We start from the raw sequence: 22,111 nt of genomic DNA on the forward strand, positions 1-22,111 counted from the left end.
AGGCGGCCTGAGTGGACTGGGGTTGGGTCTGGGCAATGGTATCTTCAAGGACCCCAGCGAGATCTATGTCGGGATGCTCACCAGCCGGACCCTGGGTTATATCCTAGTGGAACGCTTTAAGCTCCAGGAATATTACGAGTCTGATAACCCAACGATTGCCTACAAAGGTTTAATCGGCGCGACGACCGTGACCAATGGTAAAGACGGGATCATTACCATTGAGGTCGAGGATACTGACCCCAAACTCGCCGCTGCCCTCGCTAATGCCTATGTCGAGGAACTCACGAAACTCTCCCAGAGCTTAGCTTTGACCGAAGCTTCCCGCCGCCGCTTGTTCTTTGCCAAGCAACTGCAAGAAGCCCGTCAGGGATTGAGTAAGGCCGAGGCCGCGCTCAAGCAGACCCAGGAGCGCACAGGGTTGATACAACTCGACGGTCAAGCCCAAGTTATTATCGGCGCGATTGCCAACTTCCGGGCCCAGATCGGGGCTAAGGAAGTCCAAATCGCTTCCCTGCGGACCTCTGCCACTGAACGTAACCCCGATGTCATCCGCGCCCAAGAAGAATTGCGGGGCCTGCGGTTGGAGCTAGCCAAGCTTGAACGTAAGCAACCCCAAGCGGCGGGTGATATTTTCGTCACCTCTAGCCAAGTCCCGGAGTCCGGTCTGGAGTACCTGCGTCGGCTGCGCGATGTCAAATACTATGAGAAGATTTTCGAGTTATTGTCCCAACAATATGAAGTCGCCAAGATTGACGAAGCGCGGGACTCGGGACTGATCCAGGTTCTCGATAAAGCTCTCGTTCCTGAGGTCAAGTCTGGTCCCCGCCGTACTACTCTCACCGCCGCGCTCACGATTTTAGTGCTTGTCTTGACGACGATTCTGGCCTTCGTCCTAGAGCTATTTGAACGTGCTAAGCAAGACCCCCGCCACCAACGACGGTTCCAGGAACTCAGCCGCCACTTCAAAGGCAAATAATCAGCGCGGGCATGGTGAAGAATTGTAATACACTGAGTTCGGCCCCGTGGCAGTAGTTGAGGACACCCATGGTTAGCATTCGACCTGACGAAATTAGCAACATTATCAAAGACCAGATTGCCCGTTACAACCAGGACCTCCAGGTCGCCAATGTCGGCACAGTCCTTGAAGTCGGGGACGGTATCGCCCGCATCTACGGTCTCGAAAAGTGCATGTCCTCGGAACTCCTCGAATTTGAGGACGGGACAATCGGGATCGCCCTCAACCTTGAAGAAGACAACGTGGGCGCGGTCCTCCTCGGCGGCGGACGCAAGATCCAAGAAGGTTCCCAGGTCAAAGCAACCGGACGGATCGCCTCGGTCCCCGCTGGTGAGAGCTTGATTGGACGGGTCGTCAACGCCTTGGGCGAACCCATTGATGGCGGTCCGGCCCTCACCAACGTCACCACCCAACTCCTGGAAGCCATGGCTCCCGGCATCATCAAACGCAAATCTGTCTGTGAACCACTCCAGACGGGCATCATGTCCATTGATGCGATGATCCCCATCGGACGCGGACAACGCGAACTGATCATCGGCGATCGTCAGACCGGCAAAACCACCGTCGCCCTCGACACGATCTTGAACCAGAAGGGTTCCGGGGTCATCTGCATCTACGTCGCCATCGGTCAAAAAGCCTCCACCGTGGCCCAGATTTACGGTGTGCTTCAGGCACGGGGCGCGATGAGCTACACCATCATTGTGGCTGCCAACGCCTCAGACCCCGCCGCCCTCCAGTTCATTGCCCCCTACGCCGGGGCCTCCATGGGCGAGTACTTCATGTACAAGGGCCAGCCCGTCCTGATCATCTACGACGACCTCTCCAAACAGGCAGCGGCCTACCGTCAAATGTCCCTGTTACTCCGTCGTCCGCCCGGTCGGGAAGCCTATCCCGGCGATGTATTCTATCTGCACTCCCGTCTGCTGGAGCGGGCTGCCAAACTCAGCGATAGCCTCGGCGGGGGTTCGATTACCGCTTTGCCGATCATCGAGACCCAGGCGGGGGACGTCTCGGCCTACATTCCAACCAACGTGATTTCGATTACCGACGGTCAGATCTTCTTGGAATCGGACTTGTTTAATGCTGGGGTCCGGCCTGCGATCAACGCCGGGATCTCCGTCTCACGGGTCGGTGGGGCAGCCCAGATCAAGGCGATGAAAAAAGTAGCGGGTCAGTTGCGCCTGGAGTTGGCCCAGTTCAGTGAACTCGAAGCCTTCTCCCAGTTCGCCTCCGACCTCGACAAAGCGACCCAGAACCAACTGGCGCGGGGTCAACGGTTGCGTGAAATTCTCAAACAACCCCAGTACAGCCCGATCGCGGTTTGGGACCAAGTGGCGATTATTTACGCCGCCACCAAGGGTTACTTGGATGAACTCCCGATTAAGTCGGTGGGTCAGTTCAAGAACCAGTTCCTCAAGTACCTGACGGACTCGGTGCCGGAGTACGCCAAGGCTGTCCAGGAAACCAAAGACCTCAAGCCCGATACCGAAAACCTCCTCAAAAAGGCTATAACGGACTTCACCAAGACCTTCAAAGCCGTAGCTTAGTCCAATCTCAACTCATACCCCCCGGGCAACCGGGGGTTTTTTAGTGGCTACGCCTCTCCTGACCGCTATAGCTACATAGATTTTCCCTCTGGGACTGAGTTTTGAGGCTTAAGCTTCAAGGCGGTAGGGCAGATATTTTTTTGCTGGCCCATGGTAGTCTACGCTCAGGGTCGTTCTTAGTTCATGATGTTAAAACAGCTCAAGGAACTGGTATGGAAGTAGCTCCGCCCGCCATTGTTTTTGACCAAGTTGAGAAAAACTTTGGCTCCCTCAAAGTGCTGCGGGGAGTGAGTGGGCAGATCCAGGCGGGGGAGGTGGTGGCGGTGATTGGCTCTTCCGGCTGTGGCAAGAGTACCCTATTGCGTTGTTTCAATGGGCTAGAGACGATCCACGGGGGCCAGATTGTCGTCAATGGACTGGACCTGAGCCGACCGGACCTCGACCTCAACCAGTTACGGACGGCGGTGGGCATGGTCTTCCAACAGTTCAACCTCTTTCCTCATATGAGTGTGCTGGAGAATTTGACCCTGGCTCCCCGCAAGGTTTTGGGTCAATCGCCCCAGACGAGTACGGAGTTGGCCCACTTTTACCTCGCCAAAGTCGGACTGACCGAGAAGGCCCAAGCTTACCCAGAGCAATTATCGGGGGGCCAGAAGCAGCGGGTCGCCATTGCCCGCAGTCTCTGTATGAAGCCGAAGGTTTTACTTTTTGACGAACCCACCTCCTCACTCGACCCGGAACTCGTCGGGGAAGTGCTGCTGGTACTCAAGGACTTGGCCCAAGAGGGGATGACAATGGTGGTCGTCACCCACGAGATCCAGTTTGCGCGGGAGGTGGCCCACCGGGTTTTGTTCCTGGATCAAGGCCAAGTGGCGGAGGAAGGCCCCGCCCGTCAAGTCATTACCTACCCCCAGAGCGAACGGTTACGGACATTTTTGAGCCGGATGAATGCCGCTGCCTTAAGCCAAGGTCCGTCTAGCACGTAACCCACTGGGGGTAAAATATTAAAACGATGAGGCAACCCTGTGGAAAATAAGAACTTTTTGATGATTCCGGGTCCGACCCCCGTGCCAGAGAATGTCCTGCTGGCCTTGGCCCGCCATCCCATCGGGCATCGCACCAAGGAATTTTCCCGTCTCTTTCGCGCCGTCACCGACCGGCTCAGTTGGCTGCACCAGACCCAGGGCGAAGTCATGACCCTGGCAACCAGTGGCACCGGAGCGATGGAAGCCGCGATGATCAACCTGCTCTCTCCCGGCGACCGAGTGCTCTGTCTAGTCAACGGTAAATTTGGCGAACGCTGGGCGAAAGTAGCGGCGGCCTACGGGATGCAGGTCGAAGTGATTGACGCGCCTCCGGGCGAACCGATTGACCCCGCCCGAGTCCAAGCTCACCTTAAAGCCGACCCAGAGCGCGTCCTCAAGGCCGTGGTCGTGACCCACAGCGAGACCTCCACCGGGGTCCTCAATGACCTCAAGACGATTGCCGGACTGGTCAAAGAACACGGCGAGGCTCTGACCATTGTGGATGCGGTCACGAGTCTAGGGGCTGTGAGTGTACCTATGGATGATTGGGGGCTAGATGCGGTGGCCTCGGGTTCTCAGAAGGCGTATATGTTACCGCCGGGGCTGGGGTTTGTGGCCTTGAGTGAGCGCGGCTGGGCGGCGCAAAAAGTCTCTCGGTCCCCCAAGTTCTATCTGGACCTCGCCAAGTACCGCAAATCCCTCAAGGAAGATACCACCCCCTTTACGCCGGCGGTGGGTCTGGTCACGGCTCTCTACGAAAGTCTGGAGATGCTACACCGCGAGGGTTTGAGCGAACTTTTTGCCCGCCATGGACGGATGCGCGATGGGGTGCGAGCCGGGGTCCGTGCCCTCGGGTTAAAACCTTTTGTGCAGGATGAGCGATTCGCCTCCGCTGCCATTACCAGCGTCGCCACCACCGAGGCCGAGAGCATCCGTTCCCTGATGAACAAGCACTACGACATTGCCCTCGCTGGGGGCCAAGACGAACTCAAGGGCCAGATTTTTCGGATTGGGCACCTGGGTTTCGTCAGTGACCGCGATATCCTGACGGCTCTGGGTGCGCTAGAGGGAACCTTACGCCGATTGGGGCATGGGGATTTTACGCCAGGGGCGGGCGTGGGCGCGGCCTTGGCGGTCATGGCTCCTTAGTCCCTGGGTTCTCGTGCAGGGGTGTGGTGGGCTGACCGTCCTTCAAAACTGTGACAGAGGCCAGAAGCCACATCTGTTGTGGATTTCAGCCCTCGGAATCTATGCTCCTGCTTGGGTTTCCTGTCACAACCGCGTAAATTGTCTAAACTGTGACAAGGGCTAGACGACATAGACGATCATGGTTTCAGACAATCTGTCCAAAATTCGCTGTGACAGGCTGTTAGAGCGGAGGCAATTATTAGACCAACTCGGCGGGTTGGCCCATATCGCTGTCACCAATCAAGAGTGGTTGTATATGTTGGAAGAAGAAACCCGCCATTCCCTATCTATTGAGGGTTACTTCGCCAGTGAACAGGAATTAAAAGTAATCTTGAGCGGACGCAAAAGTGCCCCAGAAATCCTTAACTACTACAGCACGGCTCGCTCCCACTACACCATTGCTTTGCAATATCACCTAGACCGGGAACTCTGGCTGGATGTCTCCATGATCCGGGGGATTCATAGTGGTCTGTACTATGACTTGAGCCGCTTGGGCGGCGTGTTTCGAGATGGACCCATTCAGATCCAGGGAGCCAAGGTCCGCCCACCCGCAACGAGTATTGAAGGCTATGTGCGGAGCTTCGTCAGCCTGAGTAAACAACTCCTACAGCAATATCCCATTCTGCCTGCGGTGGCACGATTACACACTTTATTTGAGAGCATCCACCCCTTCCAGGATGGTAACGGGAGGGCCGGACGGATTTTGCTCAATACTGTACTCGTCAACCAGGGCTTTCCGCCCACCATTATTAAAGGGATCGAGAAAACAGAGCGCGACCGCTATTACCAAGCTTTGGAAGTAGCCGATATTGGTTTCCATCAAGGTTTTCCGGCGGCTTACATCCCATTGCTGGCTGAAAGTCTGGAGCAAGGGAACTTTGAACCGTTAGAAAGTCTACTCTATGAAGGGCTTAGACCCCGGTTAGACCAATGGCTTGCTGCTGCCCTAGAGCAATAAGAGCCGCTCGTTGAGTTAAAAATCTTGGCGCATCAATTGGGCGTAAAAGAAACCACCCTCCGCCAATGGGTAGTACGCGGTAAGCTAATCGCTGTGAAACGTGGCCGTAAGCTCCATAGCCATTCCAGATTGGTGATTAGTGCAAATTCAATGGAATGAATATAGATGGATTTGCGCCTGGAGGGATTCGAACCCCCGACCTACAGGACCGGAACCTGCCACTCTAATCCACTGAACTACAGACGCACATCAAAATATATTAACACGGAGCATACCCAGAACCCGTCTGGGGGTTTGCACTCATCGTAAATATGCCTTAGGATACCCACTAGTTAATCCCTGTTGCTGCACGCTTTGAGGATCTTCGGATGCGGATACTACTTGCGCTGACTTCTTCGATTCTGTTGCTGGTGATTCCGGCCCGTGCCCAGACTTTTGTACCCCAAGATGTCGTCGTCTCAGACCCTAGCCGCTCGCTCTACGATATGGAATTTGACCAAGACAACTACCGTTACGTTTGGCAGAGTGACCAGGGCGAGGATGCCGGTACAGTTTATGTGAGCTACGTAGATCCGGTGACGGGGCTTTTCTTCAAACCCAACGGTCGCTCCCAAACCGTCGGTTGCTGCGCCGTCCCGATCCAAGACACGGGGAATGGCCCAGAGTGGGGCGTAAGTCAGCGCGGGTATGACCTCTATTGGAGTGTCTACAAAAGGGGCAAAAGTGGTGAACATACCGTGGCGCGGTCTGAACAGAATCTCAATGCCAGTACGGACCCTGAGGACTTAGTACGGACGCCTTGGCTGACCTCGAAGCTCCGTAATATCAACGATGGCAATAGCCCTACCCCGACCAAAAACCCCCTGGATGACCAGCCCACCGTGACCTACCAGGAGTACCCAGACCGGACGATCCCCGGCTACTGGGATTTCCTCTGGCGTAATGGGCTAGGGACCAAGGGTCGCGTATTTCCCCTGGGGTTGGGTCGTAAGTGGGTGCCATCCACGCGGACTGTTCTCAGTGCCCGTTGTCAGGCGACCTTGAGTAATGAGGTCTGTAGCGATGGGAATGACGGTCGCTTCAGTCAAGTTTTCACCTATGACGTGGCTACGGGACTCTCAGCCCAGTTGACTTTTGACGGGACGACGACCAAAGGCCCGCCCTGGATGTGGTTTGCGCCGGAGATTAACGATTACCGTTTCTTTGCTCAGACCGGGCCGCGTCTGGAGAGCTTACCGATTGGCAGCGACGGGGAGCAGGGTTTCCGGGAACTCAAGGTCTACCAAAAGGACAGCCTGGGTCAGTGGGTGGTTTACCGAACGATTACCTTACCGGGGAATTTAATCATCCGTTCGCCCCAACCCTTCACTTGGGCGGGTAAGTCCTATATCTCCATGGTGGGGGCCTCAGGGCTGTCTTTTGAGACCGGGACTTTCGATGTCTATATGGTCCGGGTCGAGGATGGCTTTACCCAGAAGGTGAGTGGACCACAGCCAATTGTCCGCAATGACCCCGAAGCCCTGGTTCTCTTGGATAGTGCCGGTAACCCCGCCACCACCGTGATTTATTACACCCAAAAAGTGGCTGATGTAGACAAAAACGGGAAGGTGTTTTACCGGGGAGTCGTCCACAAATGCACGACGGGACTGGTTCCCTGAGCGGAAATATGTCTTAGGACATAGCTAGGACTGGCTGAGCTTGGCATGGGTATGGGTATTGTAGGGGATGACGCGTAAAGTAACGTCACGGTGCATCAGCCCCATAACTTGATTACATACCTAGGAGCCCAATTGAATGTTGGATCAAGTTAAGTTGAAAAAAACTATTAAACTAACCCGTCGGTCGCGCTCTACGCAGATGGAGTTCCTGAGTGGCGCGGGGGAGATGAAGCAACTCATCCGCACTTTTGATTGGGCGAACCATCCCCTCGGGCCGATTAGTGGCTGGCCCTTGAGTCTGCAAACTGCCCTGGGCATCTGTCTGAATTCGCGCTTCCCGATGCTGGTCTGGTGGGGTGAGGACCTGCGGATTATTTATAACGATGCTTGGCGGCCTGTTTTGGGTAAGACCAAGCACCCGCAAGCTTTAGGGAGTCCAGGCCGAGAGGTCTTTCCCGAGGTTTGGGATATTGTCGGGGCGCAGTTTGCGTCGGTCAAGGCCACGGGTCAGGCCACATGGTCCGATGACCTGCTCTTGGTGCTAGACCGCAATGGCTATACCGAGGAAACCTACTTCACCTATTCCTATAGCCCCATCAAAGAACTCTCAGGCGAGCTAGTCGGAATTTTTGCCACGGTCAGTGAGACGACGGAGCGGGTTTTGGGGGAGCGGCGGCTGCGGCTCTTGCGGGAGTTGGCGGCGCGGACGGCGGGGGCTAGGTCGGTGTCGGAGGCGGGGTTTGCTCTAGCGCGGGTCTTATGTGCGGGTGACCTAGATATTTCCTTTGCCCTGTTGTATCTCATCAAGCCGGGTCAGCAAGCGCGTTTACTCCAGGCTGTCGGCATAGAGCCTGAGACCGTGGCGAGTCCGGTGTGGGTGGATTTGGCCCAAGCGGACCCCTGGCAACTGGGGCGGGTGGCGGCGACGAACGAAATTGTGGTTTTGACGGATTTACCGGAGCGTTTTGGTCCGTTACCGGGCGGGGCTTGGTCCGAACCGACCCACACCGCCTTGGTCCTCCCCGTGGCTAAGCCGGGTCAAGCTGAGGCCACGGGGTTACTGGTGGTCGGGGTGAGTCCACAGCGAGCTTTTGATGAGACCTACCGGGGGTTCTTTGAGTTGGTGGCAGGTCAGGTGGCGACGGCGATAGCCAACGCCCAGACCTATGAGGAGGAACGGACCCGCGCTGAGCAGTTGGCGGAGTTGGACCGGGCGAAGACGACTTTTTTCAGTAATGTCAGCCACGAATTTCGTACGCCCTTGACCTTGATGCTGGGTCCCTTGGAAGATATCCTCCGCCAGCCCCTCCCCCCGGAACTGGACGAATCTTTGACCCTGGTGCAACGCAATGGCCTACGTCTGTTGAAACTGGTCAATACGCTCCTGGATTTCAGTCGGATTGAGGCAGGGCGCATCCAGGCGAGCTATGAACCCCTGGATTTAGCGCAATTCACCGCCGAATTGGCGAGTGTGTTTCGTGCGGCGGTGGAAAAGGCGGGCTTGGCCCTGGTGGTACATTGTCCGCCCCTCGCCGAACCCGTCTGGGTGGACCGGGACCTCTGGGAAAAAATTGTCCTCAACCTCCTCTCCAACGCCCTCAAGTTTACGTTCACCGGGGAGATTGTCGTTTCGGTGACGGCTGAGCCTGCTGGGGTGGTGCTGGGGGTCCGTGATACCGGGACGGGGATACCAGCAGCGGAACTCCCCCACATCTTCAAACGGTTCCACCGGGTCGCGGGGGCCAGGGGACGGACCCATGAGGGTTCAGGGATTGGTTTGGCTCTAGTCGAGGAATTGGTCAAGCTCCACGGCGGTACTGTCATGGTCCAGAGTGTCCTGGGGGTGGGCACGCAGTTTGAGCTTGTCCTCCCCTCCGGTTCAGCCCACCTGCCCCAGGACAAACTCAGAGCTGCCCAAAGCAAGGCTCCCCAGCTAACAGCCCTGCCCTACGTCGCGGAAGCCCTGCGTTGGTTACCCGAGGACGAGCCGTTACCCGAGGTAGTCCCCACGCAAGCCACGGCCCAGATCCTGTTGGTAGATGACAACAGCGATATGCGGGACTATGTGGGTCGTCTCTTGAATCAGCACTACACGGTCACTACCGCAAGCGATGGGGTAGCCGCCCTAGAACTAATCCAGGCCCAAAGACCCGATCTCATCCTCAGTGATGTGATGATGCCCCAGCTAGACGGGTTCGGACTACTGGCTCGCTTGCGGGATGACCCCACGACCCGTGAGATCCCGGTCATCCTCCTGTCGGCGCGGGCGGGGGAGGAGGCCAAGGTCGAGGGACTCACGCAGGGGGCGGACGATTATCTGGTCAAACCCTTCTCGGCTCGGGAACTCCTGGCACGGGTGCGGACCCATCTGGAGTTGGCGCGAGTCCGCCAGAGCGTGATCCAGACACAACGGGAAGCCCAGGAACAGGTCACCAGTATCCTCGACAGTATTAGTGATGGATTTATTGCCCTAGACCGCGACTGGCGGTACATCTATGTCAATCCCGAGGCCGTGCAGCAGTGCCGTCTGAACAACAGTGAGCAACTATTGGGGCGCGTAGTTTGGGAGGTTTCCCGGAGGCGATCGGAAGTCTGTTTTATACTGAGTATCACCGAGCAATGGACCAGCAGGTTCCAGTTAGCTTTGAATCGTACTATCCGCCCTTTGATACTTGGTATGAGGTCCATGCTTACCCCGCGCCCACCGTCCTCTCAGTTTATTTTCAAGATGTCACTGAGCGTAAACGCAACGAGACGCTCTTGCAACAGGTGGCAGCGGGGACGGCTCAGGCGACGGGGGAGGATTTCTTCCCGGCCTTTGTGCGCTATCTAGCGACGACTCTCGGGGTGCGCTATGCCTTTGTGACGGAGCTAATTACACCCCTGCGGGTGCGGGTGATTGCTTTTTGGCAGGGGGACTACTGGGGCGAGCCTTTCGAGTACGACTTAGTAGAAACGCCCTGTAAGCGGGTAATTGAGGAGGGCGGGGAGTATTTTTGCCCCGACCGGGTACAGGAGGTGTTCCCCCGAGACCGGGACTTGGCGCAACTCGAGGCAGTCAGTTATTTGGGGATGCCGCTCTGGGATTTGTCCGGTCACATCGTTGGTCATATCTCGGTCCTAGATGACAAACCGATGACCGTGGCAGAACAGGGACGGGCGGTTTTTAATATTTTTGCTGAACGCGCCCAGGCGGAATTCGAGCGCAAACGGACTCAAGAGGCCCTCCAACAGAGTGAAGACCGTTACCGGACGTTTATTGCCCAGAGTTCCGAGGGGATTTGGCGCATTGAGGTTGACTGTCCGATTCCTGTGCAGACCCCCGTGGAACAACAGCTTGACTACTTTTATGCCCATGGCTATCTGGCGGAATGTAATCAAGCTATGGCGCAAATGTATGGTTTCGATGAGTCTGAGCAGATGGTGGGGGCGCGGTTGGGGGATTTATTGCCCCGTACTGATGAGCGTAACCTGAGTTATTTACGGGCTTTTATCGAGTCAGGCTATCGGCTGACCGACACGGAGTCCTACGAGGTGGACCGTACGGGTCAGCCCAAGTATTTCTTGAACAACTTGGTGGGGATTATCGAGGATGGCTATCTCGTTCGTTCCTGGGGTAGTCAGCGGGATGTCACGGAGACTCGACGACTGGAGGCTGAGCAACAAGCAGCCGAGGCCCAATTGCAGGAGGCCACCCGCCGCGCCGCCACGATCCTTGACAGTATCACTGAGGCTTTTTATGCCCTAGACCATGAGTGGCGATATACCCACGTCAACCAGCAATGTGAAGCCTATTACGGTAAGACCCGCGCCGAGTTGTTGGGGCGAGTGGTCTGGGAAGTCTTCCCGATGGCAGCAGGTTCACCTTTTGAAGTGCAGTACCGACGGGCGATACAGGAACAGGTGGCAGTCCATTTTGAAGTCCTCTCGCCCTTCTCTCACCGTTGGCTTGAAATCCACGCTTACCCTTCCACGGCGGGACTCTCGGTCTATTTCCGCGACATCACGAACCGCAAACAGGCCGAAAAAGACCTCAACAAGGCCGTCCAGGAGTTGACCTTCCATATGGAGAACTCGCCCTTGGGCGTGGTGGAGTGGGGGGCAGATTTCCGGGTTGCTCGCTGGTCGCCCCAGGCCGAGCAGATCTTTGGTTGGTCGGCCCAGGAAGTGAGCGGTCTGCATCCGACGGCCTGGGAATTTGTCCATGTGGACGACCGACCCATGGTTGCTGTGGCGATGGAACGGTTGTTGACCGGGGGCGATGAGCGCGGGGTCTCGCCTAACCGCAACTATACCAAAACGGGTCAGGTGCTCCACTGTGTCTGGTATAACTCCGCGCTCCTCGATGAGGAAGGGCAGCTCGTCTCCGTCCTCTCGCTGGTGCAGGATGTCACCGCCCAACACCTCGCCCGCGCCGAACGAGAGCAACTCTTACAACGGGAACAGGCCGCTCGTGAACAAGCGCAACAGGCCAACCGACTCAAGGATGAATTCTTGGCGGTCGTCTCCCACGAGCTACGCACTCCCCTCAACGCCATGCTCGGCTGGACTCAACTCCTCCGGCGCGGCAACCTCTCCGCTGAAGCCAACCAACGAGCCCTAGAGACGATTGAGCGCAACGGTCGTGCCCAAAACGAACTGATTGCTGACATCCTCGATGTCTCCAGGATCATCGCGGGCAAACTCACCCTCAACACCGTGCCCGTCCAACTCAATACGGTGATTCAATCCGCCCTAGAGAGTGTGCAACTCGCCGCCGAAGCTAAGGGCATTACGTTAGTTACCATCTTAAATGAAAACTGTGAAGTGCTCGGTGATATCAACCGCCTACGCCAGATAGTCTGGAACCTACTGACTAACGCCATCAAGTTCACCCCCAACGATGGACAGGTGGTGGTCTGCCTAGATCAGGCGAACCAAGCCGTCTTGACCATCAGCGACACGGGGATGGGCATTGACCCCATATTTTTACCCCACATCTTTGAACGCTTCCGGCAAGCCGATAGTACAACAACGCGGCAGTTTGGGGGCTTGGGCTTGGGACTGGCGATTGTGCGGCATTTGGTGGAACTGCACGGCGGGACAGTGTTTGCCCAGAGTGCGGGGTTGAGCTTGGGGGCGACCTTCACCGTGACCCTGCCGCTAGTTGCCGCCTGTCCACAACGTGCAATCAGTTTGCTGTCCCCTGCCCCCTGCCGAGAAGAAGCTCTGCTCACGGGTCTCAAAGTCTTGGTGGTGGATGATGAGGATGACCAACGGGAATTGACTGCACTCATCCTCGAAACCGAGGGGGCCGAGGTCCGGGTGGCGGCCTCCGTGCAGTTGGCCTTGGTGACGCTAGGGCAGTGGAACCCGGATGTCTTGGTGAGTGACATTGCCATGCCCGGGGCCGATGGGTACGCGCTCTTACGACAGCTAGCCGCCCAAGGTAGTACCATCCCGGCGGTGGCCTTGACCGCGCAAGCCCGAGCCGAGGACCGCCGACAATCCTTAGCTCAGGGTTATCGCTATCATTTGTCGAAACCTGTGGAAGCCCAGCAACTCGTGACCATCATCGCTGAGCTCGGCGGTAAAATCACCATCCTTAGAGATTGAGATGTCCTTAACTCCCACTAACGAAGAACAGCGATTGGTGGCCCTCAGGCGTTACACCATCCTCGACACCCTACCTGAACTGTCCTTTGACCGGATTACGGGGCTGGCGGCGCGGCTCTTTAGTGTGCCGATCTGTCTCATCTCTTTAGTAGACCAGGAGCGGGCTTGGTTCAAGTCGCGCTACGGCTGGGAGAGTTCTGAAGTGGCGCGGGGGGACGCGCTGTGTAATTTCTCCGTCCTGCACAATGAGCTGCTGGTCGTCCTCAACGCACCCCAAGACCCGCGCTTCGCCTGTACCCGGTTTGTAGATGCTGAGCCGGGGATTCGCTTCTATGCCGGGGCACCCCTCATCACCCATGAGGGCTTCAACCTGGGGACGCTCTGTATCTTAGATACTCAGCCCCGGCCTGAGTTCACGCTCCAGGAGCAGCAGACGCTGGTGGATTTGGCGGCACTGGTCATGGATGAATTGGACCTCCGGCTCGCCAATGCCCGCTTAGTCCAGACAGATAACGCGCTATTACAGGTGATGCAGGGGGTAGCGACGACCACGGGCGAGGCTTTTTTCCAGTCTTTGGTACAACAACTCGCTTTGACTTTAGGGATGCAGTACGCTTTCATTGCCCGACTTCACTCGCCGGACCAAGTTTCGACCCTCGCCGTCTTTACCCCTGCCGGATTGACCGCATGTTTCGACTACAGCTTAGAGCATACACCCTGCTATCACGTTATTCACGAGCGCAAAGTCTACTGTCATCTAGACAATATTCAAGCTCAGTTTTTAGGCAATCAATTCTTGGTGGATTGGCAGATCGAGAGTTATGCGGCGGCTCCACTGCTGGATGCTCAGGGGCTCTGCCTAGGCTTACTCGTGGTCATGGACACCAAGCCCCTGGCGAATATCGCGCTGACTGAACTGTTATTGACCGTCTTCGCCACCCGTGCTGCCACAGAACTAGAGCGCAAGTATGCCGAGGACGAGCGCGAACGATTACTCCTCAGTGAACAGACCGCCCGTGAGCAAGCGCAACAGGCCAACCGACTCAAGGATGAATTCTTGGCGGTCGTCTCCCACGAGCTACGCACTCCCCTCAACGCTATGCTCGGCTGGACTCAACTCCTCCAGCGCGGCAACCTCTCTCCAGAGAATAACCAACGAGCCCTAGAGACGATTGAGCGCAACGGTCGTGCCCAAAATGAACTCATTGGTGACATCCTGGATGTCTCGCGGATCATCGCGGGCAAACTCACCCTCAACATCGCTCCCGTCTCGCTCCTCTCCGTCGTCCAATCTACCCTCAAGAGTGTGCAACTGACGGCTGAAGCGAAGGGCGTTGCGCTGGTTGCTGTGTTAGGTTCTCAAAAATGTGAAGTGCTAGGTGATGCCAACCGTTTACAGCAAGTCGTCTGGAACCTACTCGCCAATGCCATCAAGTTCACCCCCAACCACGGACGGGTGGTAGTCCATCTCGAAAGTCAAGCTAACCAAGTGGTCCTGACGGTCAGTGATACCGGCATCGGGATTGACCCAGCTTTCTTGCCCCATATCTTTGAACGCTTCCGGCAAGCCGATAGTACGACAACGCGACGGTTTGGGGGCTTGGGCTTGGGACTGGCGATTGTGCGGCATTTAGTTGAACTGCACGACGGGACGGTGTGTGCCCAGAGTGCGGGGGTGGGGTCGGGTGCGACCTTCACCGCGCTCTTACCGCTCATTACTGCCCCAGACCAGCCTACTCAGTACAAGCGGTGGCGATAGCCCGCCCCACTGCCGCTAGAGTTGCGTTACGTCGCTCACTAGCGGCAGAAGTTCCGGTGATTCACGACCCGCATCAACCCGGGCAAGAATGGCAGCGGCGGCTAGTAGTTTGAAGGTACTGCACAGAGGGAAACGTTCATCAGCACGATACCCAGCTTGGCGACCCGGAGTGGTATCGAGCACAGCAACCCCCAGCCGCCCACCGCTTTCGACCTCTATTGTCTTGAATGCATTGGACATCACCTCGGCGAAGCTTGCTGCCCAAGCGGAACCCACGCCGTACCAACCATAGGTGGCTAGGGCTCCAGCCGTATTACATGATTAGCTGACGTCTTGTGGACATGAGCTGCTCCACTCGTCGTGCGTCGCCGTATCCGGTACGCACTAGCTAGGCATAATTTAACTGAAATGGGCAGCAATTAGGCACCCAAGTTCCCGTCCTTAGTCGGCGAGATGGGCAGGTTGCGAAGACTGTGGGTTATATCTGATCGGTCCCCCACAGATTGCTGTCATGACTTATCACTTACGGATATGTGATTTACCTGTAGACGAAAGGCCCCGCGAACGCTTACTTGAAAATGGCGCGAAACATCTTGCCACGGCTGAATTAATTGCGATTTTACTCGCCACGGGTTCTGGAAACCTCTCCGCTCTGGGATTGGCCCAACGTTTACTCCAGGTCCTCGGTCAAGGCGGGGGTCAAGCGGTAGACCAGATGCGCGAGTTGAGTCCCGGTCAGCTCACCCAGGTCTCGGGGATTGGTCCGGCGAAGGCAGCAACGTTGATTGCCGCCATTGAAATCGGACGACGGGTCTATCTGTCACGCCCCAATGAACGCCCGGTGATTGATAGCCCAGAGACGGCAGCCCTACTGCTCCAGGGCGACCTGGCCTACGCGCTCCAGGAGAAGTTTGCGGTCCTGTTGTTGGATATCAAACACAAAGTTATTGCCAGCCATATCATCTCCATGGGTACGGTGGATGAGACCTTGGCGCACCCACGGGATGTGTTTCGAGCGGCGGTGCGGGAGAATGCCGCCCGTCTCATCGTCGCCCACAATCACCCGTCGGGAGACTGCACCCCCAGCCCCGAAGATATTGCCCTGACCCGCCAACTCCTCCAGGCAGCAACCTTAATGCGTATCCCGGTCCTAGACCATCTCATCTTGGCGGGTGGTAATTTCGCCAGCCTGAACCGCAAGACGCGCCTTTGGCAGGAGTTTCCCCAGGGTATTTAGGTTCTCACTAAACCGTCACCAAAAGTTATTCCACGGTTGAGAATTGGCGAGTAGCCCCAAGTAAGTGAATAAGCCCGTGTCGCTAATAAAGGGACTAAGGGCGATGGGGTCATAGCCTGGGCTAAACGAGACGGGTCCGAGGGGGGGAGGCGTACTATCTCTGTCAACCACTGTTCTGGTTACAAAGAACACATCCCAGGCCCAGTGGCGGTCGCCGTTGGTGTTAATCACCGCCGCGCGATAGCGAAACTGGTTGCCCTGGTTATCCCACTGCTTGGATGGTTGGTAGTCTAACTCGATGGCACTTACCCCCAAGTCAGTTAACTTGAACAACTCCGACGGTTGCGAGATCCCGTCATGATTGAGGTCCTTCCAGAGACCCAGTAACGGAAACACGCGGTCACGGGCGGTAATAAAACCATCTCCGTTGCCACCCTTCACCGATTGGTCAAAAACAGCAAGGGCCTCAAAACCATTGGGCTCGCCTGAAGCGGGTTGGTCGGTGTAATTCCCAAAGAGTTCTTTACCACTCGTGATGACCCCGTTGCGGTCGCGGTCAAGGACGAGGAATGCATCATCGGAGTTGGCACGGGTCCAAGCCGTTTCGAGCGGGAAGTTCGTGCCCGTGAGGTCAAACGGTACACCATTAAAAGCGGCGGTGAGGTCAAAGCCGTTCCCGGCAGTGTCAAGGATGATGGGCGAGGTCGGTTGGCTATAGGCTGGCGGGTAATACTGGTAGATGGCCTGAGAGCGATTATCGCCACAGGTGCCTAGATTCGTGCTTACCCCGGCTTTGAGGGCGTACCAAGTACCGTTGTCTGAGTAGCCCGGATCAACGGTGAATACAGCCAAATCAGCTTTGTGGTCCCCGTCCCAATCACCGACGGTCGGCACAAAGTAGTAGGAGCGATAATAAATGTCGCTATAGTTACCCCCATATTGGCCCAAGTAATAACTTACATTGTTAGAACTATAGATAGCGTACCCATCGCCATAATACTGCTCGTAGACCGCAACATCTGATTTACCATCGCCGTCATAATCAGCAACCACAGGCACGAAATTACCATTTTTACCATAGCTAGCAAGATATTTCTGTTGTCCGTCAGAGCTTTGTTCGATAAACCATTCACCAGTTTGGGTACGAAAAATGGCTCGGTCTGTAATGCCGTCCGCATCGTAGTCACCGGGTACAGCGATATCGCGGTAGGGAGCTAGCCCCGAACCGTAGGCCCCTAGGGTGCGACTGATGCCATCAGAACTGTACTTGACGAACCAGTTACCCGTGGAGCTACGCCAGACCGCGAGCTCCGTCGTGCCATCGCCGTCATAGTCGCCTTGGACTGGCACATCATTGTAGGGAGTAAGGGGCGAGCCATAGGCTCCTAGAGCCACCGTATTAGTGGTAGTGGTTCCTGAACTGTAATACCAGTGACCATTAGCAGGCCGCCAGACGGCAAAATCCGTTTTGGTATCGCCATCATAGTCACCGGGCACGGATATATCGCCAGCGGTCCCATAGGTGGAGGTAGCCGCATTGGTTGAAGTGACAGCCTCCGGCGTAGTCTGAGGTCCGCTAGCTAGGAGTTGGTAGGCAGGGTGAAGGCTTGGGAGGGAGATCTTCTGAGGTGGTCTGTTACTGGGAAGCGTTGCGCCTGCTGTCAAGACGGCTTGGAATCCATAACAAATGGCTCCATTGAGGAAGGCAAGTTGGTCTCTCGTGCCATCGCCCCCCTAATCAACAATCTGCTGACAACCCCCAGCCTCATTGGTACAGTCTTCTTTGGTCGCTTCGTAGTAATCATTTAGCGTCTGAGCCGCAACAGGAAATGTTGCCCCAGACACGAGGAGAAAAGACAACGCTAGAGCCAACGTGATTTTTTTACACTTGAACACAGACATGGCCTTGACCTCTGGGTAGGGATTATGGAACTTCTAAGGGGCTTGGATCTAATAGCAGGGGTAGTGGCGGTGAGAAACCGGGTTCAGCCCGCAGGATAGAAGGTTCCACATTTTGCTCGGGCACAAAGCTCAACCGACACCAGACGCTTGGATTACATAGAACTTCCTCATCCTCAGGGTCAAGTTCTTCATACTCCTTCTGTAGTTCCTCAAGGGAACGTAGTAAGCCAGTCTCGTAATATAGCGCGTAGCTTCCAGCAGGAACTTGAAATGTTCGCGCTCCCTCTTGTTCATCACCGTTTCTGTATTGATAGAGCGGACCAATAAACACTACATCTTTTTCCGGAATGTCAAAGGGTAGGCGTATGGCATGGGCCGTGTCATCACCAAGGATAAACTCCGATAGTACAAATACTTGAATCTGGACCCAACCCTCATAATCTCCATCATAAAATGTGAAGAAAATGATATCACCTGGAGTGTACAAGAAACCTTGCTCAAAGTGGCGGTTTGTCATACAAGGAAAGTAGTTTAGATCACGTGAAGCAAGCTGTTTACTCTGAAGTTGAACGAACAATATCCGCTCGTTACCAAGCCAAGTTGTAAATTCGGCAATTTTCATAGTAAGTACCTCATGGACCAATGACCACTTCAAAATTTTCTCCTCTAAGAAGGTTCTCCTCGAAGATTTGATTGCCATAATCTGTACCAGCTGTTCGGTTGATCACTGCATTGATAGCCCTAACGCTGGCATTAGCACCGTTATTCTCAAAGGTTGAGGCAAATGGATACTCATCGCGGTCTTCAGTAGACAACCTCGGTAATCGGTACCTGCGTGTAGAGCATACTCTAATATTTCTGGCTTCCTGCCTGTTAAATCTGTACGTGAGTACACGAGGGGCAGGACCGCCGACTTGAAATGCGCTAGCGATTCCGTTTTGAGCATCCCTGATATGGTTTGCCGCCACCGCATACTTACTTTGTGAAATGACAACCTGAAAGAACTTAGCTGTAACGAGGGGTTCTTCTAGGTTTGGGATTACGTCCACTGTGTACTCTGGGGCAGTAGTGGAGATAACGTGTGTCGGCTCAAATTTCAGGCGGACGGGTATACCAAGAACTCCGCCCCTGCTAACTCCAGTGACACGAATGGACGAAACTCCAGGTCCCAGACCTAATATTGAGTAGGGCGTGTAGGTGGGAGTTAGTGCAATAACCGCTGAAGTGTAGGCTGGGGTGTTCGGACTGCCCTCTTGATAGACTTTGATGATGACTGTATCCCCATCAACAGGCCCGTCGTCTTTGAGAAAAATAGTTAGTGGAGTGTCGACATTATTAATCCGTTGGCGTTTAAAGATGGTCTTGAGCCGCAAGCAGGAAAATTTCATAGGCAACTTCTTTCGATTCGTCCATCAGGCTAGCGGGAGTTCCCTCTGTGTTTTGTATTCAAAGATATGAGGACACCATGCAAAAGTTTCTCATCCCTGGCTAGCCCGTGCTCCTCAGAAAGTCAAGATTGACCTGACTAAGCTGAGCCGTGACCCTTAGCAGGTCAAGATTGACCCCAATTAAGCTGAAATGTCACCTTCTTAGGGCGACGGTTCATCCGCCGCCGCTCAAGTTTCACCCTTTTTGGCTAAAAGTTGGGCTTGGCTAAGCTTGCGCCTCAACCGAAAAAGGGCAAGGTTGACCTCTTGGAGTTCACAACTGACCTACAGAAGGTCAATCCTGTCCCTGCCTAAGCTCAATTTTGAACAAAAAGAGACCACGGCTGAGCTTTAGGGGGTCGTGGGCTTACTGCTACGGGCAAAACGCTTACCGAGATCGTCCAAAGCAGCATCCAGGGCGGGGAGAAAGTTAGCCTGACAACTATAATCAATCAGCCCTGTCGGACTCCGTGGCCCCATGACGACATCCACACCTGAACCCAATCCCGAGGCGAAAAAAGAAGAAGGTCCCAAGGTCACGTTTGTCCACTCTGGGAACTTTATCGAGCTATTGAATCGCCATGGAATGACCCTGGCTTTGACTACCTATCAGGCGGGTAAATTGTGCTTTTTAAGTAGTTATCAGGGCCGCTTGCGGATGTTGATGCGGACCTATGACCGGGCGATGGGGCTTTGCGTCCATCCAGGGGGGTTGCTTTTGGCGACCCGTAACCAAGTTTGGAGCTTTGTCCAGGCCCCCCACCTCTTGCCGCTCTACTATAGTGAGCGCGACTATGACAACCTCTATCTGCCCCACGCCGCCTATGTGACCGGCGATGTGTCCGCCCACGATTTATTTTTGTTAGGCCAGGACATCTGCTTGGTCAATACCCGGTTCTCCTGTGTGGCCCGCACGGACCCCGAGCGGAGTTTCGTGCCCCTGTGGTGGCCCAAGTTCATCAGCCGTCTGGTCCCTGAAGACCGCTGTCACCTCAACGGCGTCGCCCTTGCCAATAACCAAGTGCGCTACGCCGTGGCCTTGGGGGATACCGACCATGCAGCGGGTTGGCGCGACCAAAAAGCGACCGGGGGTTGTGTGATTGATGGACCCTCCCGCGAGGTCATCTACCGGGGACTCGCCATGCCCCATTCACCCCGGCTCCAGGGCAGTCGGCTCTGGTTGTTAAACTCCGGCTGTGGTGAATTGGGCTATCTCGACCGGGAGCAGTGGCGGGCCGTGGCCCAGATGCCGGGATTTTTGCGGGGCTTGGCTCTCACCCCGACCCACGCTTTTGTCGGACTCTCCAAGGCACGGGAGGAAGCAACGTTTGGCGGGATGCCCATCGCTGGGCGCAAACTCCAGTGTGGGGTTCAAGTCGTGCAGTTGCGGACTGGGGTCGTGGAAGCTTGGCTTGAGTTTCAGACGGGAATTGAGGAGATTTACGATGTCCAAATCATCCCCAACTGCAAACATCCCTTCGTGCTGGGTTTCCAAAAAGAAGATATCAACCATATCTTCAACTTAGACCCGGACTCGAACGCCTAAGAATATCAACCGCCGCCCACCACGGTCACAATCTCAAAACGGTCCTGCTCTTGAACCAAGGTCCGCTCCCAATCCTGACGGTGGAGGATATCGCCGTTGTACTCAATCACGACTAGTTGATGGGCCAGCTGGAGTTGGTTCAGTAGATCACAGACGGTGCTAAGCGTCGGGACCGTGCAGGGCTGACCGTTGACCGTAAGGGTGAGCATGGGCGGCGGGGTCGGGGCAAAACCATTCTAGGAGATACCCCGTGTTATAATCACCCAGTTGTGGACGGGTCGGGGCTATGCGTTGGACATGGGTGGGTTTGAGTGTATTGCTGACAATGGGCTGGCCGGTAGTTGCCCAGACCCCACCGACTGAACTACCGTCCCCAGTAGCTGAACCTGTACCACCAACGAATGAAGCTGTTCCGCCGGCTACTGAACCGCTCCCCTCCCTAGAACCTTTACCCAACGCTCCGGCCGTCCCGCCTGACCAGCCCGCGCCGACCGCCCCCAGTCCCGCCCCGACGGAACAGATGGAAATTAAAGTTTTGGTTGCCGAAGTGCAAGTAATCCAGAACAAAGGGGCTGCTCTGACCAGTGACCTCGAAGCCCAGGTCTACCGGGCGATCAAGACCCGTCCCGGTCAGACCACAACGCGGACCCAACTCCAACAGGACATTGAGGCGGTTTTCGCCACGGGTTATTTTGCTGATGTGAAGGCCACCCCAGAGGATACTTCCCTGGGCGTGCGGGTGACGTTTGATGTCGTCCCCAACCCCGTCTTGAGCAAAGTCATTGTTCCTAAGGATTTGCAGATCCTCAACCAGGACGAACTCGACCGAATTTTCGCTGACCAGCGCGGCAAAACCCTCAACTACGGACAACTCCAGCAAGGTGTGAAAGAAGTTGAAGAATGGTACGCCAGCCAAGGCTATGTCCTCGCCAAGGTTACTGATGTCCAGTCCACGCCCGCTGGGGACGTTACCCTCACCATCACCGAGGGCCAGATTGAAGATATCCAAGTCAAGGGCAACGACCGGACCCGCGCCTACATTGTTACTCGCGAAATTGGGATTAAGGCTGGGGATATTTTTAACCGTGAGCGGGTCCAAGCCGATATCCAGCGCGTCTTCGCCCTCAATCTCTTTAAGGATGTGAGCCTCGAACTCAATCCCGGTGAAGACAACAAAAAAGTCATTGTCGCCCTCAAAGTTGAGGAGAAGAACACGGGTTCTCTGGGGGCCGGGGGCGGGGTGAGCTCGGTGGG

17 protein-coding genes, 1 tRNA gene and 3 pseudogenes are annotated in these 22,111 nt (G+C 55.7%); 13 read left to right on the forward strand and 8 right to left on the reverse strand.

Annotated elements, in window-relative coordinates; genetic code table 11:
• The 6 genes and pseudogenes from HFM78_RS07030 to HFM78_RS16215 form a co-directional block, all read left to right on the forward strand.
• On the forward strand, positions 1–976 hold a 976-nt coding region (locus tag HFM78_RS07030; RefSeq protein WP_287128718.1), incomplete at its 5' end, for a hypothetical protein.
• Positions 977–1,044: 68 nt separating this feature from the next.
• On the forward strand, positions 1,045–2,562 hold the full coding sequence (atpA, locus tag HFM78_RS07035) for a F0F1 ATP synthase subunit alpha (RefSeq protein ID WP_287128719.1): 1,518 nt from the start codon (positions 1,045–1,047) through the stop codon (positions 2,560–2,562).
• A 212-nt stretch (positions 2,563–2,774) separates the two neighbouring features.
• Complete coding sequence (locus tag HFM78_RS07040) at positions 2,775–3,548, forward strand: amino acid ABC transporter ATP-binding protein (RefSeq protein WP_287128720.1); 774 nt, start codon at positions 2,775–2,777, stop codon at positions 3,546–3,548.
• A gap of 39 nt (positions 3,549–3,587) precedes the next feature.
• Positions 3,588–4,736, forward strand: coding sequence for an alanine--glyoxylate aminotransferase family protein (locus HFM78_RS07045; protein WP_287128721.1), 1,149 nt, complete (start codon positions 3,588–3,590; stop codon positions 4,734–4,736).
• A gap of 178 nt (positions 4,737–4,914) precedes the next feature.
• Entirely contained in the window at positions 4,915–5,733 is an 819-nt protein-coding gene (locus HFM78_RS07050) for a Fic family protein (protein WP_287128722.1), read from the forward strand.
• Between the two features lie 12 nt (positions 5,734–5,745).
• A pseudogene (locus tag HFM78_RS16215) lies at positions 5,746–5,892 on the forward strand (hypothetical protein); the annotation flags it as partial.
• A gap of 13 nt (positions 5,893–5,905) precedes the next feature.
• Here HFM78_RS16215 and HFM78_RS07055 read toward each other — a convergent pair.
• Positions 5,906–5,979, reverse strand: a tRNA-Arg gene (locus HFM78_RS07055).
• 122 nt (positions 5,980–6,101) lie between these two features.
• On the opposite strand from HFM78_RS07055, the gene HFM78_RS07060 reads away from it, so the two are divergent.
• The 4 genes and pseudogenes from HFM78_RS07060 to HFM78_RS07075 all read left to right on the forward strand — a co-directional run bounded on the left by HFM78_RS07060 (position 6,102) and on the right by HFM78_RS07075 (position 14,745).
• Entirely contained in the window at positions 6,102–7,391 is a 1,290-nt protein-coding gene (locus HFM78_RS07060; protein WP_287128723.1) for a hypothetical protein, read from the forward strand.
• 340 nt (positions 7,392–7,731) lie between these two features.
• Positions 7,732–9,948: pseudogene (locus tag HFM78_RS07065) on the forward strand (response regulator); the annotation flags it as partial.
• A 62-nt stretch (positions 9,949–10,010) separates the two neighbouring features.
• Positions 10,011–12,986 carry a PAS domain-containing protein gene (locus HFM78_RS07070; RefSeq protein WP_396034933.1) on the forward strand — a complete coding sequence of 992 codons (2,976 nt, stop codon included), beginning with the start codon at positions 10,011–10,013 and terminating at the stop codon, positions 12,984–12,986.
• Between the two features lies 1 nt (position 12,987).
• Positions 12,988–14,745 (forward strand): ATP-binding protein, encoded by a 1,758-nt coding sequence (locus tag HFM78_RS07075; RefSeq protein WP_287128725.1) that lies wholly within the window; start codon positions 12,988–12,990, stop codon positions 14,743–14,745.
• 60 nt (positions 14,746–14,805) lie between these two features.
• Here HFM78_RS07075 and HFM78_RS07080 read toward each other — a convergent pair.
• Positions 14,806–15,021: pseudogene (locus HFM78_RS07080) on the reverse strand (serine hydrolase); the annotation flags it as partial.
• A 235-nt stretch (positions 15,022–15,256) separates the two neighbouring features.
• On the opposite strand from HFM78_RS07080, the gene radC reads away from it, so the two are divergent.
• Positions 15,257–15,982, forward strand: coding sequence for a DNA repair protein RadC (gene radC / locus HFM78_RS07085; RefSeq protein WP_287128727.1), 726 nt, complete (start codon positions 15,257–15,259; stop codon positions 15,980–15,982).
• Positions 15,983–15,997: 15 nt separating this feature from the next.
• Here the strand turns inward: radC and HFM78_RS07090 are convergent, their stop codons facing one another.
• From HFM78_RS07090 to HFM78_RS07110, 5 genes are all read right to left on the reverse strand, one after another.
• Positions 15,998–17,479: a VCBS repeat-containing protein gene (locus HFM78_RS07090; protein ID WP_287128728.1), complete on the reverse strand. Its 1,482-nt coding sequence runs from the start codon at positions 17,477–17,479 to the stop codon at positions 15,998–16,000.
• 237 nt (positions 17,480–17,716) lie between these two features.
• The gene (locus HFM78_RS07095) at positions 17,717–17,884 is read right to left on the reverse strand and encodes a hypothetical protein (RefSeq protein ID WP_287128729.1); all 168 of its coding nucleotides are present in this window, start codon (positions 17,882–17,884) and stop codon (positions 17,717–17,719) included.
• 22 nt (positions 17,885–17,906) lie between these two features.
• Positions 17,907–18,506, reverse strand: coding sequence for a hypothetical protein (locus HFM78_RS07100; RefSeq protein WP_287128730.1), 600 nt, complete (start codon positions 18,504–18,506; stop codon positions 17,907–17,909).
• A gap of 10 nt (positions 18,507–18,516) precedes the next feature.
• On the reverse strand, positions 18,517–19,272 hold the full coding sequence (locus tag HFM78_RS07105) for a NucA/NucB deoxyribonuclease domain-containing protein (protein ID WP_287128731.1): 756 nt from the start codon (positions 19,270–19,272) through the stop codon (positions 18,517–18,519).
• A gap of 390 nt (positions 19,273–19,662) precedes the next feature.
• Complete coding sequence (locus tag HFM78_RS07110) at positions 19,663–19,791, reverse strand: hypothetical protein (protein ID WP_287128732.1); 129 nt, start codon at positions 19,789–19,791, stop codon at positions 19,663–19,665.
• Here HFM78_RS07110 and HFM78_RS07115 point away from each other — a divergent pair.
• On the forward strand, positions 19,790–20,857 hold the full coding sequence (locus tag HFM78_RS07115; protein WP_287128733.1) for a TIGR03032 family protein: 1,068 nt from the start codon (positions 19,790–19,792) through the stop codon (positions 20,855–20,857). The two genes, HFM78_RS07110 and HFM78_RS07115, sit on opposite strands and share 2 nt — an antisense overlap.
• 5 nt (positions 20,858–20,862) lie before the next feature.
• On the opposite strand, the gene thiS is transcribed toward HFM78_RS07115, so the two are convergent.
• Positions 20,863–21,066, reverse strand: coding sequence for a sulfur carrier protein ThiS (thiS, locus tag HFM78_RS07120; protein WP_287128734.1), 204 nt, complete (start codon positions 21,064–21,066; stop codon positions 20,863–20,865).
• A gap of 77 nt (positions 21,067–21,143) precedes the next feature.
• On the opposite strand from thiS, the gene HFM78_RS07125 reads away from it, so the two are divergent.
• Positions 21,144–22,111 (forward strand): POTRA domain-containing protein (locus HFM78_RS07125; protein WP_287128735.1); only part of this gene is annotated, 968 nt, incomplete at its 3' end.

It is taken from the genome of Candidatus Cyanaurora vandensis, from assembly GCF_013285555.1.
Taxonomy (GTDB): domain Bacteria; phylum Cyanobacteriota; class Cyanobacteriia; order Gloeobacterales; family Anthocerotibacteraceae; genus Cyanaurora; species Cyanaurora vandensis.

Bases quoted from the DNA above. Each gene is read 5' to 3' on its own strand.
- atpA (WP_287128719.1), top strand. From the start codon at position 1,045: ATGGTTAGCATTCGACCTGACGAAATTAGCAACATTATCAAAGACCAG.
- HFM78_RS07040 (WP_287128720.1), top strand. From the start codon at position 2,775: ATGGAAGTAGCTCCGCCCGCCATTGTTTTTGACCAAGTTGAGAAAAAC.
- HFM78_RS07050 (WP_287128722.1), top strand. From the start codon at position 4,915: ATGGTTTCAGACAATCTGTCCAAAATTCGCTGTGACAGGCTGTTAGAG.
- HFM78_RS07060 (WP_287128723.1), top strand. From the start codon at position 6,102: ATGCGGATACTACTTGCGCTGACTTCTTCGATTCTGTTGCTGGTGATT.
- HFM78_RS07070 (WP_396034933.1), top strand. From the start codon at position 10,011: ATGGACCAGCAGGTTCCAGTTAGCTTTGAATCGTACTATCCGCCCTTT.
- HFM78_RS07075 (WP_287128725.1), top strand. From the start codon at position 12,988: ATGTCCTTAACTCCCACTAACGAAGAACAGCGATTGGTGGCCCTCAGG.
- radC (WP_287128727.1), top strand. From the start codon at position 15,257: ATGACTTATCACTTACGGATATGTGATTTACCTGTAGACGAAAGGCCC.
- HFM78_RS07095 (WP_287128729.1), bottom strand. From the start codon at position 17,884: ATGTCTGTGTTCAAGTGTAAAAAAATCACGTTGGCTCTAGCGTTGTCT.
- HFM78_RS07100 (WP_287128730.1), bottom strand. From the start codon at position 18,506: ATGAAAATTGCCGAATTTACAACTTGGCTTGGTAACGAGCGGATATTG.
- HFM78_RS07105 (WP_287128731.1), bottom strand. From the start codon at position 19,272: ATGAAATTTTCCTGCTTGCGGCTCAAGACCATCTTTAAACGCCAACGG.
- HFM78_RS07115 (WP_287128733.1), top strand. From the start codon at position 19,790: ATGACGACATCCACACCTGAACCCAATCCCGAGGCGAAAAAAGAAGAA.
- HFM78_RS07110 (WP_287128732.1), bottom strand. From the start codon at position 19,791: ATGGGGCCACGGAGTCCGACAGGGCTGATTGATTATAGTTGTCAGGCT.
- thiS (WP_287128734.1), bottom strand. From the start codon at position 21,066: ATGCTCACCCTTACGGTCAACGGTCAGCCCTGCACGGTCCCGACGCTT.